Raw genomic sequence first — 18765 nt, 5'->3', positions numbered from 1 at the left:
TCGCGTTTGCCATGAGAGTCGCGGCGCGTCTCTCAAGAAATTCGACATCGGCGATCATCATGTAATACTCATCATCGGTAAGCTTCGCAACGTCCACGCCGGGGAAGTAGTGGCGGATAAGCAGATCGCCACAGGCTCCCCCGTCGAGGTCGAACGTACGAAGCTTTATAACTTTTTTGCGCGGGCCTCCCGCGTGACCTTTGAAAGCTGCAGCAGTTTTTTCGAGATCGGAACACACAATCCCCAGCTTTTACGAAAGATTCCCTGGAGAACCTCTGGTTCCGGGTATAAGACGCACAGCATGCACAGCTGTGTGTCCGATTCCATGTTGCTCAGCTCCTTACGACTGGAACGTTCCAGATCGTCCTTAGTAGGCACCCGAAATATCCCGGAAAAATCGTCTCCTTCTTCATCCGGCACCTCGATGCTTCGAATACCGCCCTGGTCCCCAAACTTCGCCTTCCACCCGTCGATCCGGCTTTGAAGCTCAGCGAGCTTTGTGTCGGTCAACGGTTCATATGCCATATCCATGACGCCTCCTTAAATCTTAACCTTTTGCACTTCTCCGACTATCACGAAGGGCAGATCGTACATGAAACGTTTGTCCTTCGCCTTCCCCTTGAAACCATCCTCCTTGAAAATGCACTGTGTCAGGATATGCACGATAGTCGGCATTCCCTCAGCCTTCTGCGTTGCAATGATCGGGAAGGGGGACATCTTCAAGAGATCGTAACCATACGCGGTCGCGAAGTCGATGATCGACGCATACTCGGCACCGGAGACGCTTACTTTCCCTTCTCCCTTGATCTCGCCGCGGCCCCATCCGGTCGCTTCCTGACCGTTTCCGAAGAAGACCTCGATTTCCTGTGTGCGCTTATATTCGAAGTCCTCGACATTGATGAGGAGCCGCCCCATCAGCGTGATATCCACCTTCGCCCATGAATATTCCTCAACAGACATGGATCACCTCCTATTCGCTTTTATAGCCGACATCGACGGTGATCTTCTCCATCGTGCCGATCTTGTAGACGTGGATCATGCCGTAGACCTCGCCGGTGGAAACCACGTCCTGGTTGGGATCGATCTCGAACTCGTGGGAATCGATTTCCTTGTCTCCCCGGCGCTCCATCTCCCCGGCGATCGCTGCATCGACTTCCGCTTTGAGATTCTGGATGCCGCCGATCCCCGCTTCGGGATGTGCCGGGCTTTCCAGGAATCGCATCATCTTCTGACGCGCGATCCGTCTGACCTTATCGATCGGGCGCAGGTCCTGCACCCGCTTATAATCGGAGGTCTCGTCGGACATGAGGTTTGCGTGTGAGAAGTAGAAGCCGGGATAATTATCATACTGCGTCGCCACCGTCAGGCGGTTGTCGTCCATGGTATCCAGCCACGCGTCCCCGCCGTCCTTGCTCGAGAGGTCTGTCCAGTCGCGGATCTCCGAGATGGTGAGAAACGCGAACTTGTCCACGAAGCCCGCCGACTCATGCACCCGTGCGGCCGCGATCTTCGCCGCGAGCACCCATGCGAGGTTGATATTACCTCCGGTCAGCGTGCTCTTCCCCTCAAGGGCGACCGCGATTACGCGCTTGTGCATGAACGCTTTCGCTTCGTTGATCCTGAGCATCGACCATTCGGCCACGGTCTCCGTGGTCCGGGGAGTCGCCTCGCAGATGAATTTCACCAGCTGGTGGTAGTTCGCTTCCCAGTCGTCGGCGATATCGCCGCAGGAGACCCAGAACGATTTGACCGTGGCGCCCACGACGTGGACAAAGCGTATCTCGTAGTTCTGCTTTCCCGCGCGCACCGCCGCGAGTACGTTCGCGACGGATGCCGTGGGTCCCAGGGCGTCGAACTTCCACACGTCGCCCTCAACAAACGACGTGGCCGGTGTCCCGCCAGCCGTAAAGGCGATGGTGCATCCCGCGCCCACGTTGATGGGGCTCGCGGACGCCGGAGTGGTGATCTCATCGCTCCAGCTTTTCCCCCCGTCCTGGCTCTTACGATACGTCGCGGTGAGCGGTGCGCCGCCCTTGAGTATCTCGATAACGAACGCGCGATCCCCGGTGGGAGTCCCTGCGGCGATCGCCGTCGCGATTCCGGTCCCGGTTTTCACGGGTTCCGTCACCGATCCTGCCACGTCGTTTACCGGCCGTGTGAAGAACATCTTCGGCGGGACCTGCTTCTTGTCCTTTGAAAACTCGTTGTAATAGGTCTCGATCGCTGAGAGGAGCTTACCCGAAATGAGGATCTCCTTCGCCTCGCGATAACTCGAAACCTCATACACCTGGTCGGCTATTCCGCCTTCCGCAACCCCAACCTTCAGGTGGATGCCGTCCGCTCCCTTGGGTAGATTCCCAAGGCCTCCGTCCACCAGGTTTACGTTTACATCTCCCCTCATCGTGTCCTCCTTTTACCCGTGCCGCGCTTCGGCGAAAATCTTAACCGCCCGCTCGAATGTGTCCTTGTCGACCGGCGCTTCCCATTCGGCGTTCACTCCGGCGCAGGCGCCGCGGGCGATGGCCTTATCGACCTTGAGTTCCTTCGTCCACTCGATCCATGAGAGAAGCCTCACTTCACCGCGGAAGATTCTCCTCCCGCTTGTCGCGGACGCGACGCCTTCACTCGACGAAGCATCCTTTATCTCCTCATCCTTGCCCATTCTCACACCTCGATATGAAAGTTTTCGATATCGCCCGGCATCGCCGGAACGGTCTCGCTTTTATACACGCCGTCATGAACGAGCACGCGGCAGTAGGCCATTTTGATCCCGTCCGTGATGAGTGTCTCATCGTCGATGACGCCGAATGCTCCCGGCTCGGATTCGATATAGCTCCCGTCAGCGGCGGGAAATCTCGGTTCGTCCACAAGGAGCTTCACAAACTGATTCAAGTATCCCAAGTAGGTGCCATCACGTTCGATGAAGTCGTACACGTCCTTACTGTAAAAATCCACCTGGTAGAGCGATTCCGCGTCGTAGAGCTTGCGCACCTTGGCGATCTCGTCTCCGGATTTAACGCTTCGATCGTATCCGCCATGAAATGAATTCTTCCCTGGGAGGTGACGAAGGGCCGCACAGGGAAGGCTCTTTGATATGGTTGCCGCATCCGGATACACCTCGAAGAATCGCGCCGCAAGGGGCGATCCTGTACCGTCCCGCATGGTGATCTTCGTTTCGATCAGGCTCTTCAGATATTTGATATGGTCCGCGATCATTTCATCACACCCCGAATACTTTCCGGTAACCCTCTTCGATAACTTCCATGACCTCGGGCATACTTTCTTCCAGCGCCGGGGTCATGTGCGGACGGGCGGGAAGACCGCGCGGGGCATACCCGAATTCGAGCGCGCGTCCCTGGGGATGATTTGTCCCCACGTGCACCTCATCCCAGCGGATACGCTCCGTCGTGAAGGATGCGAAGTAATCACCCTTCGCGATGAGAATGAGCGGGGAGTGCCCGAGTTTCGCTTTCCGCAGACCGGTCTTCGCGGCAAGAGGCGGCATCAGCCACTTCTGATCACGAATCCCCTTCACAATGTTCTTCCGCACGATCTCTCCGGCTTCCTCGAGTGGAGAGGCCATCTTGTCTTCCATGTGTTCTTTGAAATTCTCGAGGAGTTCCATGAGCCGATCGAAGTTCCCTTCCATCACAACCTCGCGAGCTCCACCTTCGCCTTGTCGCCGATGATCGAATCATACGCATCGATATTCTTTATCCGAAAGTCCGTCCCACCCGTTACGTTCCCGCCCTGGATCGTTCCCCCGATGGTGATGATATCCGTTTCTCCAAGCGTTGCGATCAGGTCCCGGTCCATCCAGATAATGGCGTCGGCACTCGTTTCGACACCCACGCGGGTTTCCTTTCTCTTCTGAGTTGCGAGCCAGATATCGCAATTCTGTAATGCTCCCGGCGTCCGGATCCCGGACTTCGCAACGTTTAAAAATCCGTCCCCGGCTATAGAGGTGACGCGTTGCACGATGATCGTTCCCTTCGCGATCCCTCCCCAGGATCGATTGAGGAGCCTGGTGCAATACGATTTACGTACGATCATAGAATCCACTCCACCAGGCGGCAATATGCGGCGTCCGAGAACAGGAGTATGGTTTTTTCGTAATCCTCGCGCGAGAAGACCGAGAGGGAGATCCTCATGCCGCTGGGGAGGGTGATATCCTTTTCCATCCCTTTGATGTTTTCCCTCATCATGTGCTCCGCCATGGACGCGTGAAAAAGCTCCATCTCTGCTTCCTTGATCGCGTCGGCCCTGTCGGAATCTGTGGGAGTAGCTGAAGAGGCGTCCTCAAAAACCGCCTCTCCCACCCACTTTTTCAACCGACGGTCAATCGCCGCACCCGCTTTTTCGATGAAGCGGTCGAAGGCGGTTTTATCATTACCGTCCTTGACCGTATCATCGATATTGAGCGCGTCGCCCGGCCAGATGGCCTTTATGTCAGCTATGGCGTTTAACATCTATTTTACCGCGATGAGCACCTGGCCGTTCTTCACATCGACGCTTTTAATGTTCTTCCCTTTGATGGAGTCCCGAACGGCCGCGTCCTTTTCGACGAGCTCCAGGATAGCGTCTTCGGAAAGCCCCTCGGGAACAGCAAGCTCGGTGATGACCTTTCCGTTCACCTTGACCGCTAAACAGCCGTTCGAGGAGTGGGCCGTGTTCGGCCCTTCGACCCCCTCGCGACCGACGAGCACGAGCTCGCCAGTCGCGATCTTTGATTCCACGAAGGACGTGGACTTGAGATGGAAGACCGAGTTTACATCCGGCTTCCCGTCCTTGTCCCTCGGCGGGAAGATATTCTGCTTCCCGCCGATGTCACAGAAGCCGCAGCCTTTCGCGGCGATGCTCCGTTTGATCTTCACCTTTACCGTATCCATTGCATCCCTCCTAGAACGTCACGTTCAGCATCTTCGACGCTTCGGGGAAGAGCTTAGCGTATCCACTCACCTCGGAGACCACGGCCTCCTGGATCTGCTTGGCTATGATCTTGTCGTACTCGACCATCGAACCACCCTGTTCGAATACCTCTTCGAGCGCCGCCTTCGCGTCCAGGGCGATGATCTTCGAGGCGGGTACCGCGGCGCATTTCTTCGGAGGTTCGGGCATCGAGGGGCCGTTCTTGTCTTTGTATTCGGCAAGGTTCAGATACGCCACCCGCATGGCCTTGGGCGCGATCATGAGCGAGGGCTCAAAATACTCGAACTCCTCCTGGAGGTTCACCACGTCCTTATACGCGAGCGTCCCGGATACGGCCGCATTGATCGAGCCGATGGGGTTGGAATTTCCATCGCCGTTGATAAGCACATCCGCGGCGATCGCTACTTTGTCGCGCGCGATGTTGCGGCCGAGGACCTTCATCGTGACAGCGAACACGTTGATCTTGATCCGGCGGATCGCTTCGTATGTGGCCTCGATGCGATAACCGTTCTTGACAAGCTTTATCGCCTTATCCTTGAACTTGATCACCACCGAAGGAAACTCACCACGTTCACCCACCCGTCGGCTGGAAGCGGCAGAGTTATCCAGGTCAACCTCTGCGCCCTGGTAGATCGTTCCGCCGATCCCCGTCTTCGTCGCGACGAGCTCGTTAAGGTTTACGAAACTCTTGAGTTCTTCCATCATGCCGATGCGTACCGCCTCGTTGATGGTTTCAGCGAATAGGAGTTTGTTGTCTTCGGTCTTGAAGAAGTCGTCGACCAATGCCGCATGCGTCCCGGAAAGTGCGAGCCCCCGCGCGGCGAGCTGCTGGACCAGGGGAGAGAATCCTTTCGATTCTGCCTCTCTGTCGAACTTCTCGTGCGCGCGGAGAACTTCCGACAGCGTGAGGCGCTTCTCCTTCGCCTCGACGAACATCTCCTTTGAGAGCGGTATTCTTTCAAAATTCATAATGTCGTTCCTCCGATCTTTTTTCTCTTATCCCAGGAAGAGCACCAGGGTGGTCGCGGTGGTGTCAACCTCCACCACCAGGTACTTAATGCCGGTCCCGGGAGTCGCCGGAGTTTTCACCCCGCCCGAGGCATTTGCCACAAGCTCGGTCTCGAGCCCTGCCGTCGGGGCTGTGCCGCTGTAGCTCACAGTCTTGTATCCTCTCTGCCCGACCACTCCATATGCGTTGTCGTGATCGATCGTTTCGAGCACGCCCAGAATCTTGTCCTCCGCCGCGCACTTGGCGACGGTCTTGGCCGCCGAGAACTTAACCACCTTTCCTTCATCCGTGCCGCGCGCGATGCCCGCCGCGAGCTTCCAGGTGGCGTTGTCTTTTATGCCGTCAAAACTGTTTTCGAAACCCATGGATCACCTCCTTACAGAATGTAGTCGTCGGGATCTATCTCCCGCTCCGCCGGAGCGGTAATTTTATGCCCGCTTGCCCTGGAGAACTTCTCCCCGCATTTGGTACAGCGGGGCGGAAACTTCTCTTCGGCCTTCGCGCGGTACTCGTCGCGGAACTTCACCGCGTCCTCAAGGCTTGCACCCGCAATCGTCTTTCCCAGTGCCTCGGTGAGTTTTTCGCTTCCTTCCGCGAGCTTCGCGAACTTGAGCGCATCTTCCCGGACCTCGGCGAGGTGTGCGTCTCCCATTGCCGCGCGGCTTTTCAGATTCTCGGCAGCGGTCGTATCCGCCGGGGTCTCCCCGAAAAGCGTCGTGAGCAGCGCGCGCTGCGCTGCGCTTGTCTCGGAGAGCTCGGCGTATTTCTTTTTCGCGTCATCGATGAACTTCGCCTGCATGGCCTCATCGAGCTCGATCTCCTGCGCGGAGCCCGCGAACCCGTAAATCGAGGGCATGAGCCCAAAGAGTAGAACTGCCTGTCGTGTAAGCTTCATGTAGCTTGCACCTCCTGTAATGTCTTCCGTGCCTTTCGCCTTCCCGGACGCGGACACTCCGTCCCTTCCGCCCGTTGCCGCCTGTAAACTCAATCGCTTGGCGTAGATATCGGCCCCCTGCCACACAAGTGATATCTCGCCGTACGATATGATTGCCGTCGCGATGACGCACACCAGCTTCCCGTCGATCTCCTCCCCGAAGTGAAACCAGAAATCCTCGAGATCCGGGTGAGACTTTTTCCACTCGAAGTACACCTCGACGCTGGCGCTGTGGATCGCTTCCTCCTTGATCCCGGCGACGATCTTCAGGTTCCACTCCTTGCTGATCTTGAGCGTCGCGTTCACGCCGGGAGGAATCGTGCCGCCATCGTCCCACCAGGTCTTCGCAACTACGCCGAGCCAGGCCGTCACGTCCTGGGTGTGATTAGCGTAGACCGTTTGCCCCAGGAGCATCTTTGCCGATTTTTTAAGCATCGCGGCATCGGAGAAATCGATCGCCCGATCACGGATGACCGTCGCGGTGAGCGCGCGAAAAGGCGCGTAGAGATATTTCTCATCTTCATCGAGGCTGAGCGTTGCGTCCGTTCCCTCCGCCCCAACGCCCTTTTCCGCGAAACGCATGCGGCTGTGAAGCGTGAGCGATGCGACGCCGCGATGCTCGTCGATCACTAATCCCTGGCTCCGCAATTCCTCGAATCGTTTTCTCAGCCTTTCATCCATCCCCGTCTTCTCCTCCTGCCTGTCCAGGGCACAAAAAAACCGATATCTCCGGGCATGGAAACGACGGAAATCCGTGTTTTCATGCTTCGGCTATATCGGTTATTGACGTTCTATGTGTGGTGCGTCTGTGAGTCTCTAATTCCCGCCCTCCAGACCGCACGGAAGGCGTTTAAAACTGTTTAAATACCGTTTATGCTACATCGATCCCGGAATCGTGGATCACCCCCCGAAAAAGGCTTTAGCGTGCGTCCTCATCCAATTCGATCTGTACCACAAACTTGTCATTCGCGTCCCTGTTCTTCAGCATGTTCTTCAAATCGATGAACATGTCCCGCAACCTCCCGTATTCTTCGCCGCAGCGGGGGCATTTGTCGATCGCTTTGAAATCTTCGACCGCCATCTTCAGGGCGGCGGAACATCGCCTGCATGTCACGCGGATGTTCTTTATCTCGTTGATCTCGATGAGCTTAAGCTGCTCGGTCATAGTAAAGCTCCTTCGCGAGATCCCGCACATGGGTGGGGAGTTTCTCTATCGGGTACGCTCCGCGCGCAACCGCGTCCAGGTTCCATATCCAGTGCTCCTCACCATTATCGCTTTCAATCGCGCCGAGCTCCTTCGCGATCCGGATTATCTTTTCATCGAGCGTGACGAGCTCGCCAGTAACCTCGTACCCTTCCTCATCATAGGCATACCGCATATCCATGATCTGGAAATCCTCATCCGGGAGCTGTCGTCCGAAGTACTCGATCCTGTCGGTAAGGAGCTCAATGTACGTTTCTTTCGGTAAGCCGTACCCTTTCATAATATTTCTACCGCCGTCTCCAGAATCCGTCTGCGCACTCTATCCTGTCTATGGAAAGTGAGTATCTTTCCCGCGTCATTAAGGAGCAAATATTTTTTTGTCGCCGCCTCGCGCACGATCCAGACCGGTGCCTCTCCTTGAAGATAGGTATAAACATTGCTGTAACTTTTCAACAAATTTTTAAGCGCCGTGTCATACCCTTCCTTGAATTCATGCCCGTGCTTCTCTTCGTGAAATTCCCGGCTCATCCGTTCTGTGCCGTCCGGCCATTCATGAGGCTTATTGTCCCAGTAACCGGTCTTTGCGAGTCCGTCCATCTTCGAGAGCAGCTCGTCATTCCGGAGGGTGCCCAGCATTCCCGCGCGCGTGCGCGCAGCCTCATTCTTGTCATCGTACGCAAGCTCGCCGCTGAAACTTCCTCCCGTAGATTTCCGCACCGTTATCCGCTTGCCGATCACCGTGGTCGTCCTGCAGCGGCCGTGAAACGGCGGAAGCGGTGTCTTGATGTGTCCCAGGATATCGGCGGTCGAAAGACCCTCGTAGCTTTTCGCGTCCGCGTCGGTCGGCCATGCGAATTTCTCCGTGAGCTCATTCATGGGAGTCGAGAGAACCTCCCGTACGTGGTCGGCCAGGAATTTCACCTCAACCCTGCGGCCGTCCATCTCACGGCATATCCGGCTCGTCTTCTGGTCCCGGATCGCGACGATCTCCACCTCGGCAATTCCCAAGCGTTCATAGTTAAACACCCGCCCGAAGTTCCGGCTCTTGTTGACGGCGTTACGCACCACCAGGTCGTAATAGTCTTTGACGTAAGGATGCTCGAATGCCTCGCCCATCTTTTCGCGAAGCCGATCCACCACCTCCTTGTTGTACGCGCGCACTCCCTTGAGCTCGTTTTCAACAACCGTCCGGAGATCGTCGGAATAATGCTGAAACTGGTTGCCGAAGAAATACTGGTCGTGCCGGCGGAAGAAAGCCAGGGCATTGCGGTCGGTCACCTTCCACTTCGCATCGCTCCAGTCCTGGCCGAGCCCGAGCTTGTACGATGCTCCCGTCCATTTCTCGATCACCGTACGCGCGTCCGCGGGGAGCTCCTGTCCCATCTTTAGCGCGGCATAGTCCATGATCTTGTCGACCAGGTTATCCTGGTCGATGAAGACCTCGAAACCGGAGAGAAACTCCCCGTACTTCACACGATAGATTTCAAAGAACGCGGAAAAATACCCTTCTTCGAGCTCGGTTATCCGCTCGTAATCATCTCCGTTTTTTTTTTCGCCAGTTCTACATTCACGCTCGGACGAGTGAACACATATCTGCCCTTGGACCGGTCAAAGCGAAATTTAACGAATTGTGCCGGTGCGCTTTCAGCGCTTTCGCCGTACGCCTTTTCATATCCCAATTCGCGCGCAGCCTCGTCGGGGGAGATAATCTTCTTGTCCATTCGCTCGATTACCATCCCCTGACCGATCTTCTTGGCCTCCTGCTCATCCTTCTGATTGAGCGAGGGCGCGGGATCGAAGCTCATGGAGCACGTCGCCGGGATCCGCTTGAGCACCAGGTCCAGATTGTACGTATGCTCGTTCGCCCGCTTCACGATGCGCCGGATATTCGCAATCTCTCCCAGGAGCGTCTGATAGCACACCGTGGCGTACGTCTCGGTCGTCGAGTACGCGTATCCCATGAGCGCCGGGTCCATATTCAATCCAGAGGTGAGCGCCTGGTGTGTGAGCTCCATGACGTCCTTCATCTGCCCCGCATTTTTCGAGATCGCTTTATGTTCCAGGGTGACGTTCGGTCCCGTGATCGCGAGGCCGCGCTTCATATTCTTCTGATACATCTCGTAGTAGCGCTCAAGCTCCTTCCTGGCGCGCTCCCGGAATTCGTTCTCCGCCTCACCGAGCTTCGGCTTGAGCTCAACCGTCATGTGCGTAAATCCGAGTATCCCCCAGAGCGCGGTGAACTCATCGATCCCTGCCCATTGCTTGTCCTGGCGCATAATCATCCTAAGAGCCGAAAGGAAAGGAGGAATTGCGTAAGGATTGTCCTCCTCGGTAAAGAGGGGAATATAGCTGAAGGTCTCCGTGTTAAGTTTGATCTGCTTTAATCCCGCCTGCTGATACGGCACGTACCGGTTGTCCTCAAATTTGAATCGTATCGTGGAGGTCTTCACCTGGTACACTTCCTCCACCTCATTCAGTCCCAAAGACGGAACGGTCTCCTGGCAGAGCGCACCCTTCACGATGATCTGCCTGAATTGCTGATTGATGAATCCGTCCGCCCCGGCGTTGTTGGGGAAGGCCTCGCGCGCGAGGAGGTTCAGCTCGTTCAGCGCCGCCTGTGTGGCGAGTTCGCTCCCGGTTATCTCCAGGCTATGCCCCACATTGCCGAGCGAAACGATCTTCTTCACCACCTGGCTCACATCATGATTAAAGATAGCAAGCCAGGAAAGGATATCGATAAACTCGAACTGGTATCCTGGGTAAATTCCCCCCAATTGGGTGTAGCCGTGGAGATCCGCGAGAAACGAGCCGCGCTCCGCGCGCTCACCATCCAGGGCGAGCGTCACCCGCGGATCGCTGCCGAAGACGCTTTGCATGATGTATCGTGTAATATCCCGTACCTTCATATCCTTATCCGAAAATCGGGTCCACCGACGGGACGAAATGCCCTTTGCCGATCCTGAACGCGATGAACGCCGAGTTCATTGACATGCCGAAATGGTTTGCCACTTTTTTCTTGTAGACCGCCTGTTCATAGCCATGCTTATCGGGTACCTTCTCCTTCTCCAGATTCTTCAGCTGCCCGGTGAAGCGCTCGTACACTTCGCTCTCTCCGGGCTTAAGCAGTTTCGGATTCGGGAATTCGAAAAAACCCTCTTTGAAAAGTCCCGCCATTTCGTCTATCGATTCGGTGCGATCGTGCATCACGACCGGCACCTCGTATTCGTCATCGCCCTCAGTCTTCTCGGTGAGCGCTGCGCCTTTGAAGTACTGCATGGCTCCCCATCCGGGATACTTCAGGCACAGCCGCTTCGAGAGATTCTTGTAAGGCATGGCGTCGATCACGAAGAAGCTGTTGAATGTCTCGATCAAGTGATGGAACCGCGCCTCATCATCGGCGAGGACCTCCTCGCAGTGAATGAGCCTGAGCCTCGCCCCCGTCCACCCCCAGACGCTCACGTGGCACACGTCGCCCACGTCGATCCCCATGAAACTCGAGTGCGCGCGCTTCTCGAAGCCATGCTTTCCTTCGGCCTCGGTGACGAACTCCGATGTAAAGGGACACATCTCCGAATCCCTATAAGGCACCCCTACGATCGATATCCAGAGGTTCTTCTTCTCGCTCGACAACACCGCTTTCAGGAGTTTGTTATAGATGAACGTGGGCGTCACCGTGCTCGAGAACAACTGGCTCGGTAAAAACCCGACATGCTCCTTTGAGCGATCCGGATACTTGGGCACCCAGACGCCGCGCGTCGTATCGAGTTTCCGCCTGCAATGGGTGCAGCCGACCCAGGCCGTGAGCTTCTCTCCCTTTCCCTTATGCATGAGGTTCCTGGGAAAGCTCTCGACCACGTTGTTCCAGCGCCCGCAGGCCGGACACTTTACATGCCAGTAACGCTGGTCCGACGCCTTGAAACTCCGGTTGATGCCGTAGTCCGGGCGCGAGGGCTGCGAGAGCTCAAGAATCCATCCGAAGTGCGAATGAAGGAGACGGTCCTCGGCAAAGATCAGGTTTTCTTGGTCCGCTTCGTCGATCTCATCTTTCACCAGCATATCGGCGTCTATGCTCTTGACCTTCCGCTTCGTCCATACGCCGCGGAAGTAGAGCGACGAGTTACCCATCTGCTTGAGGCCCAGGTTGTCGGCGCGGTCGTAGCGCATCTTTTCGGAAAGGTGATCCGAGTTGTCGATGATCGTGTTGCACCGATCCTGCGAGAAGTCCTGGACGTCTTCATCGGTCGGGAAGTAATACACCACCTTCATGGCGTATCGGTCCATGAGATAGAGCGAGCGCAGCAGGCAGTATGTGGAGATGATCATCTGCGCCGCCTTCTGGAAGGTGAGGCGCGGAACCTCGCCCAGCGCGAAAATCTCCCGCATGTACTCATGGCCTTCGAGCGAGAACGGGACAAGCGCCCCCCGAATCGGAATGCGGATGTAGCGCTGGCACCATTCCAGGAAGTCGGCGGTTACGAAGCGCTTCTGGAACGCCTTCGAGGCGATCTCGAATACGCTATCGTCCATTCTTCTCCCTGAGCCGCTCGGCCGTGCGCTCCTGGAACTTGCGGAGGATGGCCTCCTGGTGTTTTAAAAGAACCTGCGAAACTTCGGTGATCTCGTACATCACCTCGAAGAGGATGTCCATTTGTTCCTCGACCGTGACGCGCTTCCCCTTGTCGACGATCTTCTGCTGCCATTCTGAGAGTGCCTTTAAGGCATACACGGCCGCGTCCTTCGTTTTAAACTCCAGATCCCCGGAGCGTATCTCATCGATGATCTCATTGAGGATGCTGCTCGTCTCTTCTATGACCTGTTCCTGTGTACGCACGACCGCCTGTTTCTCCCCCGCGCGCATGAGCGCGGTGTAATCCCGGCGACGATCCTCCCAGGTGAGCCCCGTCTCATCCTTCTTCTCCGCCCAGCCCTTTACCGTCCCATGGGTGAGCGTCTCGCACCCCGGATGCGACTTGAGCATCTCCGCAATTTTCCGGAACGAATGCCCCTGGCAGTAGAGCATGAACGCCTGGGAGATGGTCATCGCGTCGTACATCTACGACACCGCCCTGGGGTGTTTAGCCGCGGGCCGCGAAGCCGCCGCAGAGGTGTTCCAGGGCTGGGAGGGTCGGATATCACTCCCCAGCGGTTGGCTGAAATCAGGGGACCAGGGAAACATTTCCCGTTTGTTCGCCTCGTTCTTGAAGTAGTTGAGACCGAACGCGGCATTGCATCCCAGGATGAACGCGCCCAGGCCGTCGCTAAAGGTGATCAGGCCGCTCGCGCAGATGACGATATACAGGATCGCGATGAAGGCGAAGAGCGAGAAGAAGAACCCGCGTTTCGAAAACGCGCCTCCCTTCGCTGTCCAAAAATAGAAAGGACGAATCCGTCCCGGTTTCGGCTTTTCGTTGAAGACCGGAAGCGCCGCCGCCTCCTTCATCATGGTCTTCGTGTCGGGTTTCGGCTGCGTCTTGATTCGCGTTCTCATACATTACCTCTCGTTTTCAAAAAGGTCTTTCACGGGCTCGACCTTCTGGTGCTCCATGAGCTTCACGAGGTTCCGGTGCATGATATTGAGCTTGCGGTCGGTTTTCGACGCGTTTCCTTCGACCGTGCATAACCGCGTCTCGTGGTCCTTCAATTTTTCGTCGTGCCGCCTAATCTTATACCGCACCCAGAAGTAGAACCCGATTACCGAGGCGAGCATCCCCCCGGCGGCTACAACCGCTCCCGAAGCGTCCTTGATAAGCTCCATGCGCACCCTCATGATTAAACCCTGCCGGATCACCCGACTGTGACATCTGGGTGATCCGGCTTCGCAAGTCTGATCCTATCCAGATCCTTAAATGGGTTTCAAAAAAAGTGCCGCCCATATGAACGAACGGCGCGAGCCATAACCAATATAGTGATTGGACAGTACGGAAGGGCGGGAAAGGACGCAAGGTCGTACTTTCCGTTATTTCCGTTGATTCCGTTATTTCCGATCTTTTTTAAAAAAGAGAGAGCTGAGACTCTTGGCGGGTCGATTCAATGAAAAGCTCGACGTCCAAGGGGTGATACCGGAAGGTGCGCTGGGAGAGCTGGTAGAACTTGATCCGGCCGATTCGCCGGTAATTCGCCAGGGTGCGGGAGCTGATCTTCAGCTTGACCGCAACCTCGACGGGGCGCAGGAGGTCGTCCTTTTCATGCATGCATTTGATGGTATGAAATATCTTGACTAAATGTCAAGTCGAAAAGGGAGGGTAATCATTTAAAGGACACCAGCAAGGAATTGACCTTCATAAGTAATTACTTCATGCTTGCTTTTAAATGAGTACTTTTCTGCTATGAAATTAGAAAAGCGCTGGTCCCCTTTTACAGAGGACATGGCATTATTGAGAAACACAAGTTTCACACAATGTGGAGGTGCATTCTCCCAGTTTTTTGGCTTTATCCCACCTGAGATCCTGAATGTATCGGTAACCGCTGGCGTGTTCAAATCCCAGCGCCGGTCGAGACTTCGCTGAAAACCTTTTCTGTCATGCGCGGAAAAAGGAATCAGCTCAACATATATCTTCAAGCGCAGCGATTCCCGTTTCTTCAGCTCCTCCGGTATTCGTAGAATGACCGATATGGCGTCATTCATATCAGAGAAAACAGCGGATACCGCATCACCGCGCGCAAGAATAGGAAGATATACCCTGCTGCTAAATCGGAACAAGCGTGGCCACATTTGCCACAGGTAGCCGAGGTGCGCGTTGTAAATTTCGTTGTCGGACTTTTGAAGAAGCTCGCTGCCTTCGATGTCTGAAATAACGAATATCAAATATTCCTGCGACCTGCCGATCTGGGACAGTAGCTCGGCGTTCAATTCGTAGGATTCGTCCTCGAGCTTTTTGACGATGAGTGATTTATACGATGCCTGATCGGTAACTTGTAAAAAGGAAATTCTTTTCACGGGAATGTCGGAGTGGCAGTGGCTGCACTCCAAAACATCGGGTATCGGATTTTCGTATGGAAAATCGAACGACGATCCACAATCGGGACATTTCGAATCTTCGGATAACAGACCGGTTGATATTAAGGATTTAATGATGCTAGCGACGGGAATATCTCCGCCACGGATATTGTTCTTTACATCGTTAAAAGTCAGGAACGCCCCTGCATTAAAGTGGCTTATATATTCAAAGAGAGCATAAAGGTTATCCGGGTTGTCTTTGGAGTCATGAAAAAATCGAATCCAGTTCTTGATATACTCTTTCATGAATATTGCTTCCTTTCTCCACCATCACTCGGACTGAACCTGTGGATATATTACAAACTATGCGTGCCGATTCAAGTTCATTATCGGCATTGAATAAAAAAATGATGAAACCACGGCCGATCGTTTGAATGTTCTCCATGTTCAGGACCGCTTTTATGACCTTCCCATTATTAAACGCGTCAAAGTCAGGATTGGCCGCAAGGAAACCTTCGAATGTACTATGGTCAGAATGATAGCTTTTAACCACCGGCTTGAGCCTGGGGGGAGTGAGTTTGTCGAATTTATCAATAGCCACTTCCGAAAGATCGCCAGCTTCAAGTTTAAATTCAATCTTCATCGGAATTAGAAGCGTGTCGGCATTCTCCCTGGCTACTACGTTGCGGAGGGTCTCTCGATTGATTTTTTTATGTGACTGAATTTCTGCTATTTCGTCATCGCTAAAATCAATTCCGCTTTTTTTAAATGCGTTTATAAGAATCCCCGGCAGCCTCTCTTCCGGGCGGACTTCCATTTTGTCATCGTCGTCGGGATCGATCAACTTGGGCTGATCGGTCGAAACCGTGATCGTTTGTCGTGAGAGATCGTACCAAACGATATTCACGATCCTGGACACGGCAGCATACTCAATCGATAATTTACGGATATACGTCATTTCCTCGGAATCGGGGCTCACCATTTCACGTAGCGCTTCGATTATTTCATCATGCCTGTCGGTGATATCGATTTTTGCATGGCCTATCTTTTCCGATTTTTCCCTAACCAAATCTCCACAATGGACTCATTGCGTTTTACATATACGATTTTAGGATCTCCCCATGGACCAGCTCCGACTGGATCATATGGTATCTCTTCTATAACTCTTATCACCCTCTCAATTTTTGATCGCACACCGGCTGGTATTGACATTATCTGGGCGGTTCTTGCTTTTTCCGCTTCAGCCTGTTGGTTTACTTTATTGAATACCTCAAGCCGGGGATCTCCTATTTCGATCCAGGAATAAATCCGACTTTCAATTTCAGACTGGTTAGCGCTGATAATAACATCGTCGACAATCGTTTTTAAATGACGCAAGTATTTTGTTACTAATGCTTGTCCCCAGAAATTATAGCTTTTCCGAAGGATGATTGCTCGCCGAATGAGTTCTTTTTCTCTCGCATTGGTCTTCCCGCCTTTCATCACGCCTCCAGGTGTTTTTATGGTTACGCTTCAGACGTTATCCGCAATTTGAGGTTGGGACCATTATATGAATTGTAATACAATAAGCCTACTCAACATGCCGAAACCGATAATAGCGAATCGTGTAGGCCACCCGTTAACCAGTTTCCCCCTTTTGACGGAGTGGTTTCTCGGGATGCTCCTTTTTCATTCTGTCTCCCTGGACCTTAAAAGAGAGCGCTCCTTTGAGGTCACGCAGGTACTCCGTGTCCGTAATCTCGTCAATCGCGGCTATGATAAATTTCTTATCCGTGGAAAGTTCCCGGAACCAGCCGGTGCGCGCGATCTGCTCGATCCGCGTGATCTCCGGGAAGTTATCCGCGCTTCCGTCGATTACCCCGTAGTCGGTTCCGTTGTGGTTGATGATGTGGGGGGGCTGCTGGGCGGGTGAAGCCTGGCCTTTTCCAGGAAGGAACATGTCCCCTTCGCCGGTAAGGAGCCAGTCCGGGTTTACATTAAATTTTATTTTAAGCAGCTCAACGACCGGCCCGGAAACCTGTTTAACCCGCCCATATAAAATATCAGAGATAGACCCTTTCGTGAGTCTCAGCTCTGCTGCCAAATCGGTATTGGACATACCCAAGGCATTGATCAAATTTTTAAATCGATCTTTCACTTAGCATCCGGAGTATGAATTTCGAACCAATAGTATGAATATCATATTATTTTTGTTGACACGGTATGATATTCATACTATTGTGGTTAAAGCGTTAAGCCAATGGCTTTACGCTCATAGGCTTAAAACGGGTTCAGAATCTACGCCCTCTTTAAGCCTCAAGGATTACAGCTTTAAGCCTACAATAGGAGGGCAAAATGACAAGAACAAATTTGAAAATTCTGATGATGAGAAAGAAGTTCTCGCTCATCCGAATTGCAAATGAATTAGGCGTAAGCAGCACCACTACTTACGAGGTAATCAGGGGAGTTAAGACCTCTCGGCGTATCGAATCAGCTCTGGAAGCCGCGTTCGAGATGCCCATCGAAGAAATCCGAACCGCCTGGAACACGGAAGGCAAAGCCGAAATGACGCCTGATATAAAGGCCATCGCGGAAGAGGTGAACAAGCGGTTCGGGATCCCCGCGAAAGCAGTGGGGCTGTAGGGGGATGGTGATGAAGGAAGAGCTTGGTCTTGGATTTGAAGTGCAGGTTCGCCCGGGGAAATACCGCCCAAACAAACAGACGCGGGGGATCGGGAAGGTGGTGTATTACCGCCCTGGGTATTGCGGCGTACAGTTCTACGACTATCCGCACGTCACCGATTACATCGAATCCGAATTGAGCGAGTACCACCGATGAACGTCAGAGACATTGTGCACGCCTACTTGTTGGAACATGGATACGACGGCCTCTATGACGGGTACGGATGCTCGTGCCGGCGAGATAAAGTAATCCCCTGCGGCGGTCCCGACGAGACTGCGCCTGGCAATTGCACGCCTGGATATGAATGTGGCGCGGACGGGTCCATCAATGAGCAGAAGATTCTGAAGAAAACGCTAAAGGCGAAGCTGAAAAATATCCCCGCGAAAGCGGTGGGGCTATAGGAGGGGAGATGAGAGAGGTTACCGTACGCGTTCACGACGAACTCATCAGCATGTATAAACGTTTCCACGAGGACCTCACGGAAGAGCAGATTCTCGATGCCGTCAAGGACGTTCTCGAACTGGAGATATACTTCAACGGCGGATACGTGGAGGAGAATATTCTCCGCAAGCTGGATTTCTTCCTGGAGAAGAACACCGGAACGGAGATTTCCGCGTGATGAGTGTTTATCTGGTCAAGTTGTACTTGGGGTGCCAGTGGAACCGGAATGATGGTTTTACGTCAAGCGCCGCAGTCATAACGGCCGCTTCGCTTTTTAAAGACAACAGACAAAATATTTCCGAGCCGATGACAAGCATTAAAAGAAAGTCCCGTTCACGGGACTTTGTGTCAAAGCTATCCACAGACATTGAGCTGAATAGCGTCCCAATACTTGCCCCTGAAACGTTTTCCCATACCAGCATAGGTACCCAATTCTTATACAAAAGCACTGCGTCGAAAGCACGATGTCTGCCTTTCAAGAATCGGATTCGCACGGTGGCTGGATTGATGAGCGCATTCGCGAATTTACCGGATTCACCGGAGGCGGTTTCAACGAGATCGAATATTTCATTCAGCCGTCGCGTGTATGATTTCACGCGGGTGATCTCGATCCTTCCAGTCTTCGTTATTTTGTACCTCATACGTTCAC

29 protein-coding genes are annotated in these 18765 nt (G+C 54.0%); 3 read left to right on the top strand and 26 right to left on the bottom strand.

Features of this window, described 5'->3' with window-relative positions:
• Positions 1–165: 165 nt before the first annotated feature.
• The 25 genes from EPN93_17490 to EPN93_17370 form a co-directional block, all read right to left on the bottom strand.
• Positions 166–531: a hypothetical protein gene (locus tag EPN93_17490; GenBank protein TAL31589.1), complete on the bottom strand. Its 366-nt coding sequence runs from the start codon at positions 529–531 to the stop codon at positions 166–168.
• A gap of 9 nt (positions 532–540) precedes the next feature.
• The gene (locus tag EPN93_17485) at positions 541–960 is read right to left on the bottom strand and encodes a hypothetical protein (protein ID TAL31588.1); all 420 of its coding nucleotides are present in this window, start codon (positions 958–960) and stop codon (positions 541–543) included.
• A gap of 10 nt (positions 961–970) precedes the next feature.
• Entirely contained in the window at positions 971–2401 is a 1431-nt protein-coding gene (locus EPN93_17480; protein ID TAL31587.1) for a DUF2586 family protein, read from the bottom strand.
• A 12-nt stretch (positions 2402–2413) separates the two neighbouring features.
• The gene (locus EPN93_17475; protein TAL31586.1) at positions 2414–2662 is read right to left on the bottom strand and encodes a hypothetical protein; all 249 of its coding nucleotides are present in this window, start codon (positions 2660–2662) and stop codon (positions 2414–2416) included.
• Between the two features lie 2 nt (positions 2663–2664).
• A complete protein-coding gene (locus tag EPN93_17470; GenBank protein TAL31585.1) occupies positions 2665–3216 on the bottom strand; it encodes a hypothetical protein in 552 nt (183 codons plus the stop codon).
• 4 nt (positions 3217–3220) lie between these two features.
• Positions 3221–3649, bottom strand: a complete 429-nt coding sequence (locus EPN93_17465; protein ID TAL31584.1) for a phage morphogenesis protein — start codon at positions 3647–3649, stop codon at positions 3221–3223.
• Complete coding sequence (locus tag EPN93_17460; GenBank protein TAL31583.1) at positions 3649–4053, bottom strand: hypothetical protein; 405 nt, start codon at positions 4051–4053, stop codon at positions 3649–3651. The genes EPN93_17465 and EPN93_17460 overlap by 1 nt, the downstream gene beginning before the upstream one ends.
• Complete coding sequence (locus EPN93_17455; protein TAL31582.1) at positions 4050–4469, bottom strand: hypothetical protein; 420 nt, start codon at positions 4467–4469, stop codon at positions 4050–4052. Before EPN93_17455 ends, EPN93_17460 begins: the two co-directional genes overlap by 4 nt.
• Positions 4470–4889, bottom strand: a complete 420-nt coding sequence (locus EPN93_17450; GenBank protein TAL31581.1) for a hypothetical protein — start codon at positions 4887–4889, stop codon at positions 4470–4472. It abuts the gene before it with no gap.
• A gap of 10 nt (positions 4890–4899) precedes the next feature.
• Positions 4900–5898 (bottom strand): hypothetical protein, encoded by a 999-nt coding sequence (locus EPN93_17445; GenBank protein TAL31580.1) that lies wholly within the window; start codon positions 5896–5898, stop codon positions 4900–4902.
• 27 nt (positions 5899–5925) lie between these two features.
• Complete coding sequence (locus EPN93_17440; GenBank protein TAL31579.1) at positions 5926–6303, bottom strand: hypothetical protein; 378 nt, start codon at positions 6301–6303, stop codon at positions 5926–5928.
• Positions 6304–6314: 11 nt separating this feature from the next.
• The gene (locus EPN93_17435) at positions 6315–7553 is read right to left on the bottom strand and encodes a hypothetical protein (GenBank protein TAL31578.1); all 1239 of its coding nucleotides are present in this window, start codon (positions 7551–7553) and stop codon (positions 6315–6317) included.
• 238 nt (positions 7554–7791) lie between these two features.
• Entirely contained in the window at positions 7792–8037 is a 246-nt protein-coding gene (locus EPN93_17430; protein ID TAL31577.1) for a hypothetical protein, read from the bottom strand.
• On the bottom strand, positions 8021–8356 hold the full coding sequence (locus EPN93_17425) for a hypothetical protein (protein ID TAL31576.1): 336 nt from the start codon (positions 8354–8356) through the stop codon (positions 8021–8023). The genes EPN93_17430 and EPN93_17425 overlap by 17 nt, the downstream gene beginning before the upstream one ends.
• Positions 8353–9549 (bottom strand): hypothetical protein, encoded by a 1197-nt coding sequence (locus EPN93_17420; protein TAL31575.1) that lies wholly within the window; start codon positions 9547–9549, stop codon positions 8353–8355. Before EPN93_17420 ends, EPN93_17425 begins: the two co-directional genes overlap by 4 nt.
• 47 nt (positions 9550–9596) lie before the next feature.
• Positions 9597–10982, bottom strand: a complete 1386-nt coding sequence (locus tag EPN93_17415) for a hypothetical protein (protein TAL31574.1) — start codon at positions 10980–10982, stop codon at positions 9597–9599.
• Between the two features lie 4 nt (positions 10983–10986).
• The gene (locus tag EPN93_17410) at positions 10987–12603 is read right to left on the bottom strand and encodes a terminase (GenBank protein ID TAL31573.1); all 1617 of its coding nucleotides are present in this window, start codon (positions 12601–12603) and stop codon (positions 10987–10989) included.
• Positions 12593–13129, bottom strand: a complete 537-nt coding sequence (locus EPN93_17405; protein TAL31572.1) for a hypothetical protein — start codon at positions 13127–13129, stop codon at positions 12593–12595. Before EPN93_17405 ends, EPN93_17410 begins: the two co-directional genes overlap by 11 nt.
• Positions 13130–13564 carry a hypothetical protein gene (locus EPN93_17400; protein TAL31571.1) on the bottom strand — a complete coding sequence of 145 codons (435 nt, stop codon included), beginning with the start codon at positions 13562–13564 and terminating at the stop codon, positions 13130–13132.
• Positions 13565–13567: 3 nt separating this feature from the next.
• Complete coding sequence (locus EPN93_17395; GenBank protein ID TAL31570.1) at positions 13568–13831, bottom strand: hypothetical protein; 264 nt, start codon at positions 13829–13831, stop codon at positions 13568–13570.
• 235 nt (positions 13832–14066) lie between these two features.
• Complete coding sequence (locus tag EPN93_17390; protein TAL31569.1) at positions 14067–14267, bottom strand: DNA-binding protein; 201 nt, start codon at positions 14265–14267, stop codon at positions 14067–14069.
• A 59-nt stretch (positions 14268–14326) separates the two neighbouring features.
• Positions 14327–15319: a hypothetical protein gene (locus EPN93_17385; protein TAL31568.1), complete on the bottom strand. Its 993-nt coding sequence runs from the start codon at positions 15317–15319 to the stop codon at positions 14327–14329.
• Entirely contained in the window at positions 15279–16082 is an 804-nt protein-coding gene (locus EPN93_17380) for a hypothetical protein (protein TAL31567.1), read from the bottom strand. The genes EPN93_17385 and EPN93_17380 overlap by 41 nt, the downstream gene beginning before the upstream one ends.
• Positions 16055–16495 (bottom strand): hypothetical protein, encoded by a 441-nt coding sequence (locus EPN93_17375; GenBank protein ID TAL31566.1) that lies wholly within the window; start codon positions 16493–16495, stop codon positions 16055–16057. The genes EPN93_17380 and EPN93_17375 overlap by 28 nt, the downstream gene beginning before the upstream one ends.
• Before the next feature lie 136 nt (positions 16496–16631).
• The gene (locus tag EPN93_17370) at positions 16632–17150 is read right to left on the bottom strand and encodes an XRE family transcriptional regulator (protein TAL31565.1); all 519 of its coding nucleotides are present in this window, start codon (positions 17148–17150) and stop codon (positions 16632–16634) included.
• 197 nt (positions 17151–17347) lie between these two features.
• Between EPN93_17370 and EPN93_17365 the strand changes: the two genes are divergently transcribed.
• The 3 genes from EPN93_17365 (at position 17348) to EPN93_17355 (ending at position 18294) form a co-directional block, all read left to right on the top strand.
• The gene (locus tag EPN93_17365) at positions 17348–17635 is read left to right on the top strand and encodes a hypothetical protein (protein TAL31564.1); all 288 of its coding nucleotides are present in this window, start codon (positions 17348–17350) and stop codon (positions 17633–17635) included.
• Positions 17636–17645: 10 nt separating this feature from the next.
• Entirely contained in the window at positions 17646–17831 is a 186-nt protein-coding gene (locus EPN93_17360; GenBank protein ID TAL31563.1) for a hypothetical protein, read from the top strand.
• Between the two features lie 253 nt (positions 17832–18084).
• A complete protein-coding gene (locus tag EPN93_17355; GenBank protein TAL31562.1) occupies positions 18085–18294 on the top strand; it encodes a hypothetical protein in 210 nt (69 codons plus the stop codon).
• 7 nt (positions 18295–18301) lie between these two features.
• Here the strand turns inward: EPN93_17355 and EPN93_17350 are convergent, their stop codons facing one another.
• Positions 18302–18757, bottom strand: a complete 456-nt coding sequence (locus tag EPN93_17350; GenBank protein ID TAL31561.1) for a hypothetical protein — start codon at positions 18755–18757, stop codon at positions 18302–18304.
• Positions 18758–18765 lie beyond the last annotated feature (8 nt).

This window comes from Spirochaetota bacterium (assembly GCA_004297825.1).
GTDB lineage: Bacteria > Spirochaetota > UBA4802 > UBA4802 > UBA5368 > FW300-bin19.
The sequence above is the reverse complement of the archived record's forward strand: the minus strand, read 5'-3'. Positions and strand labels throughout refer to the sequence as shown.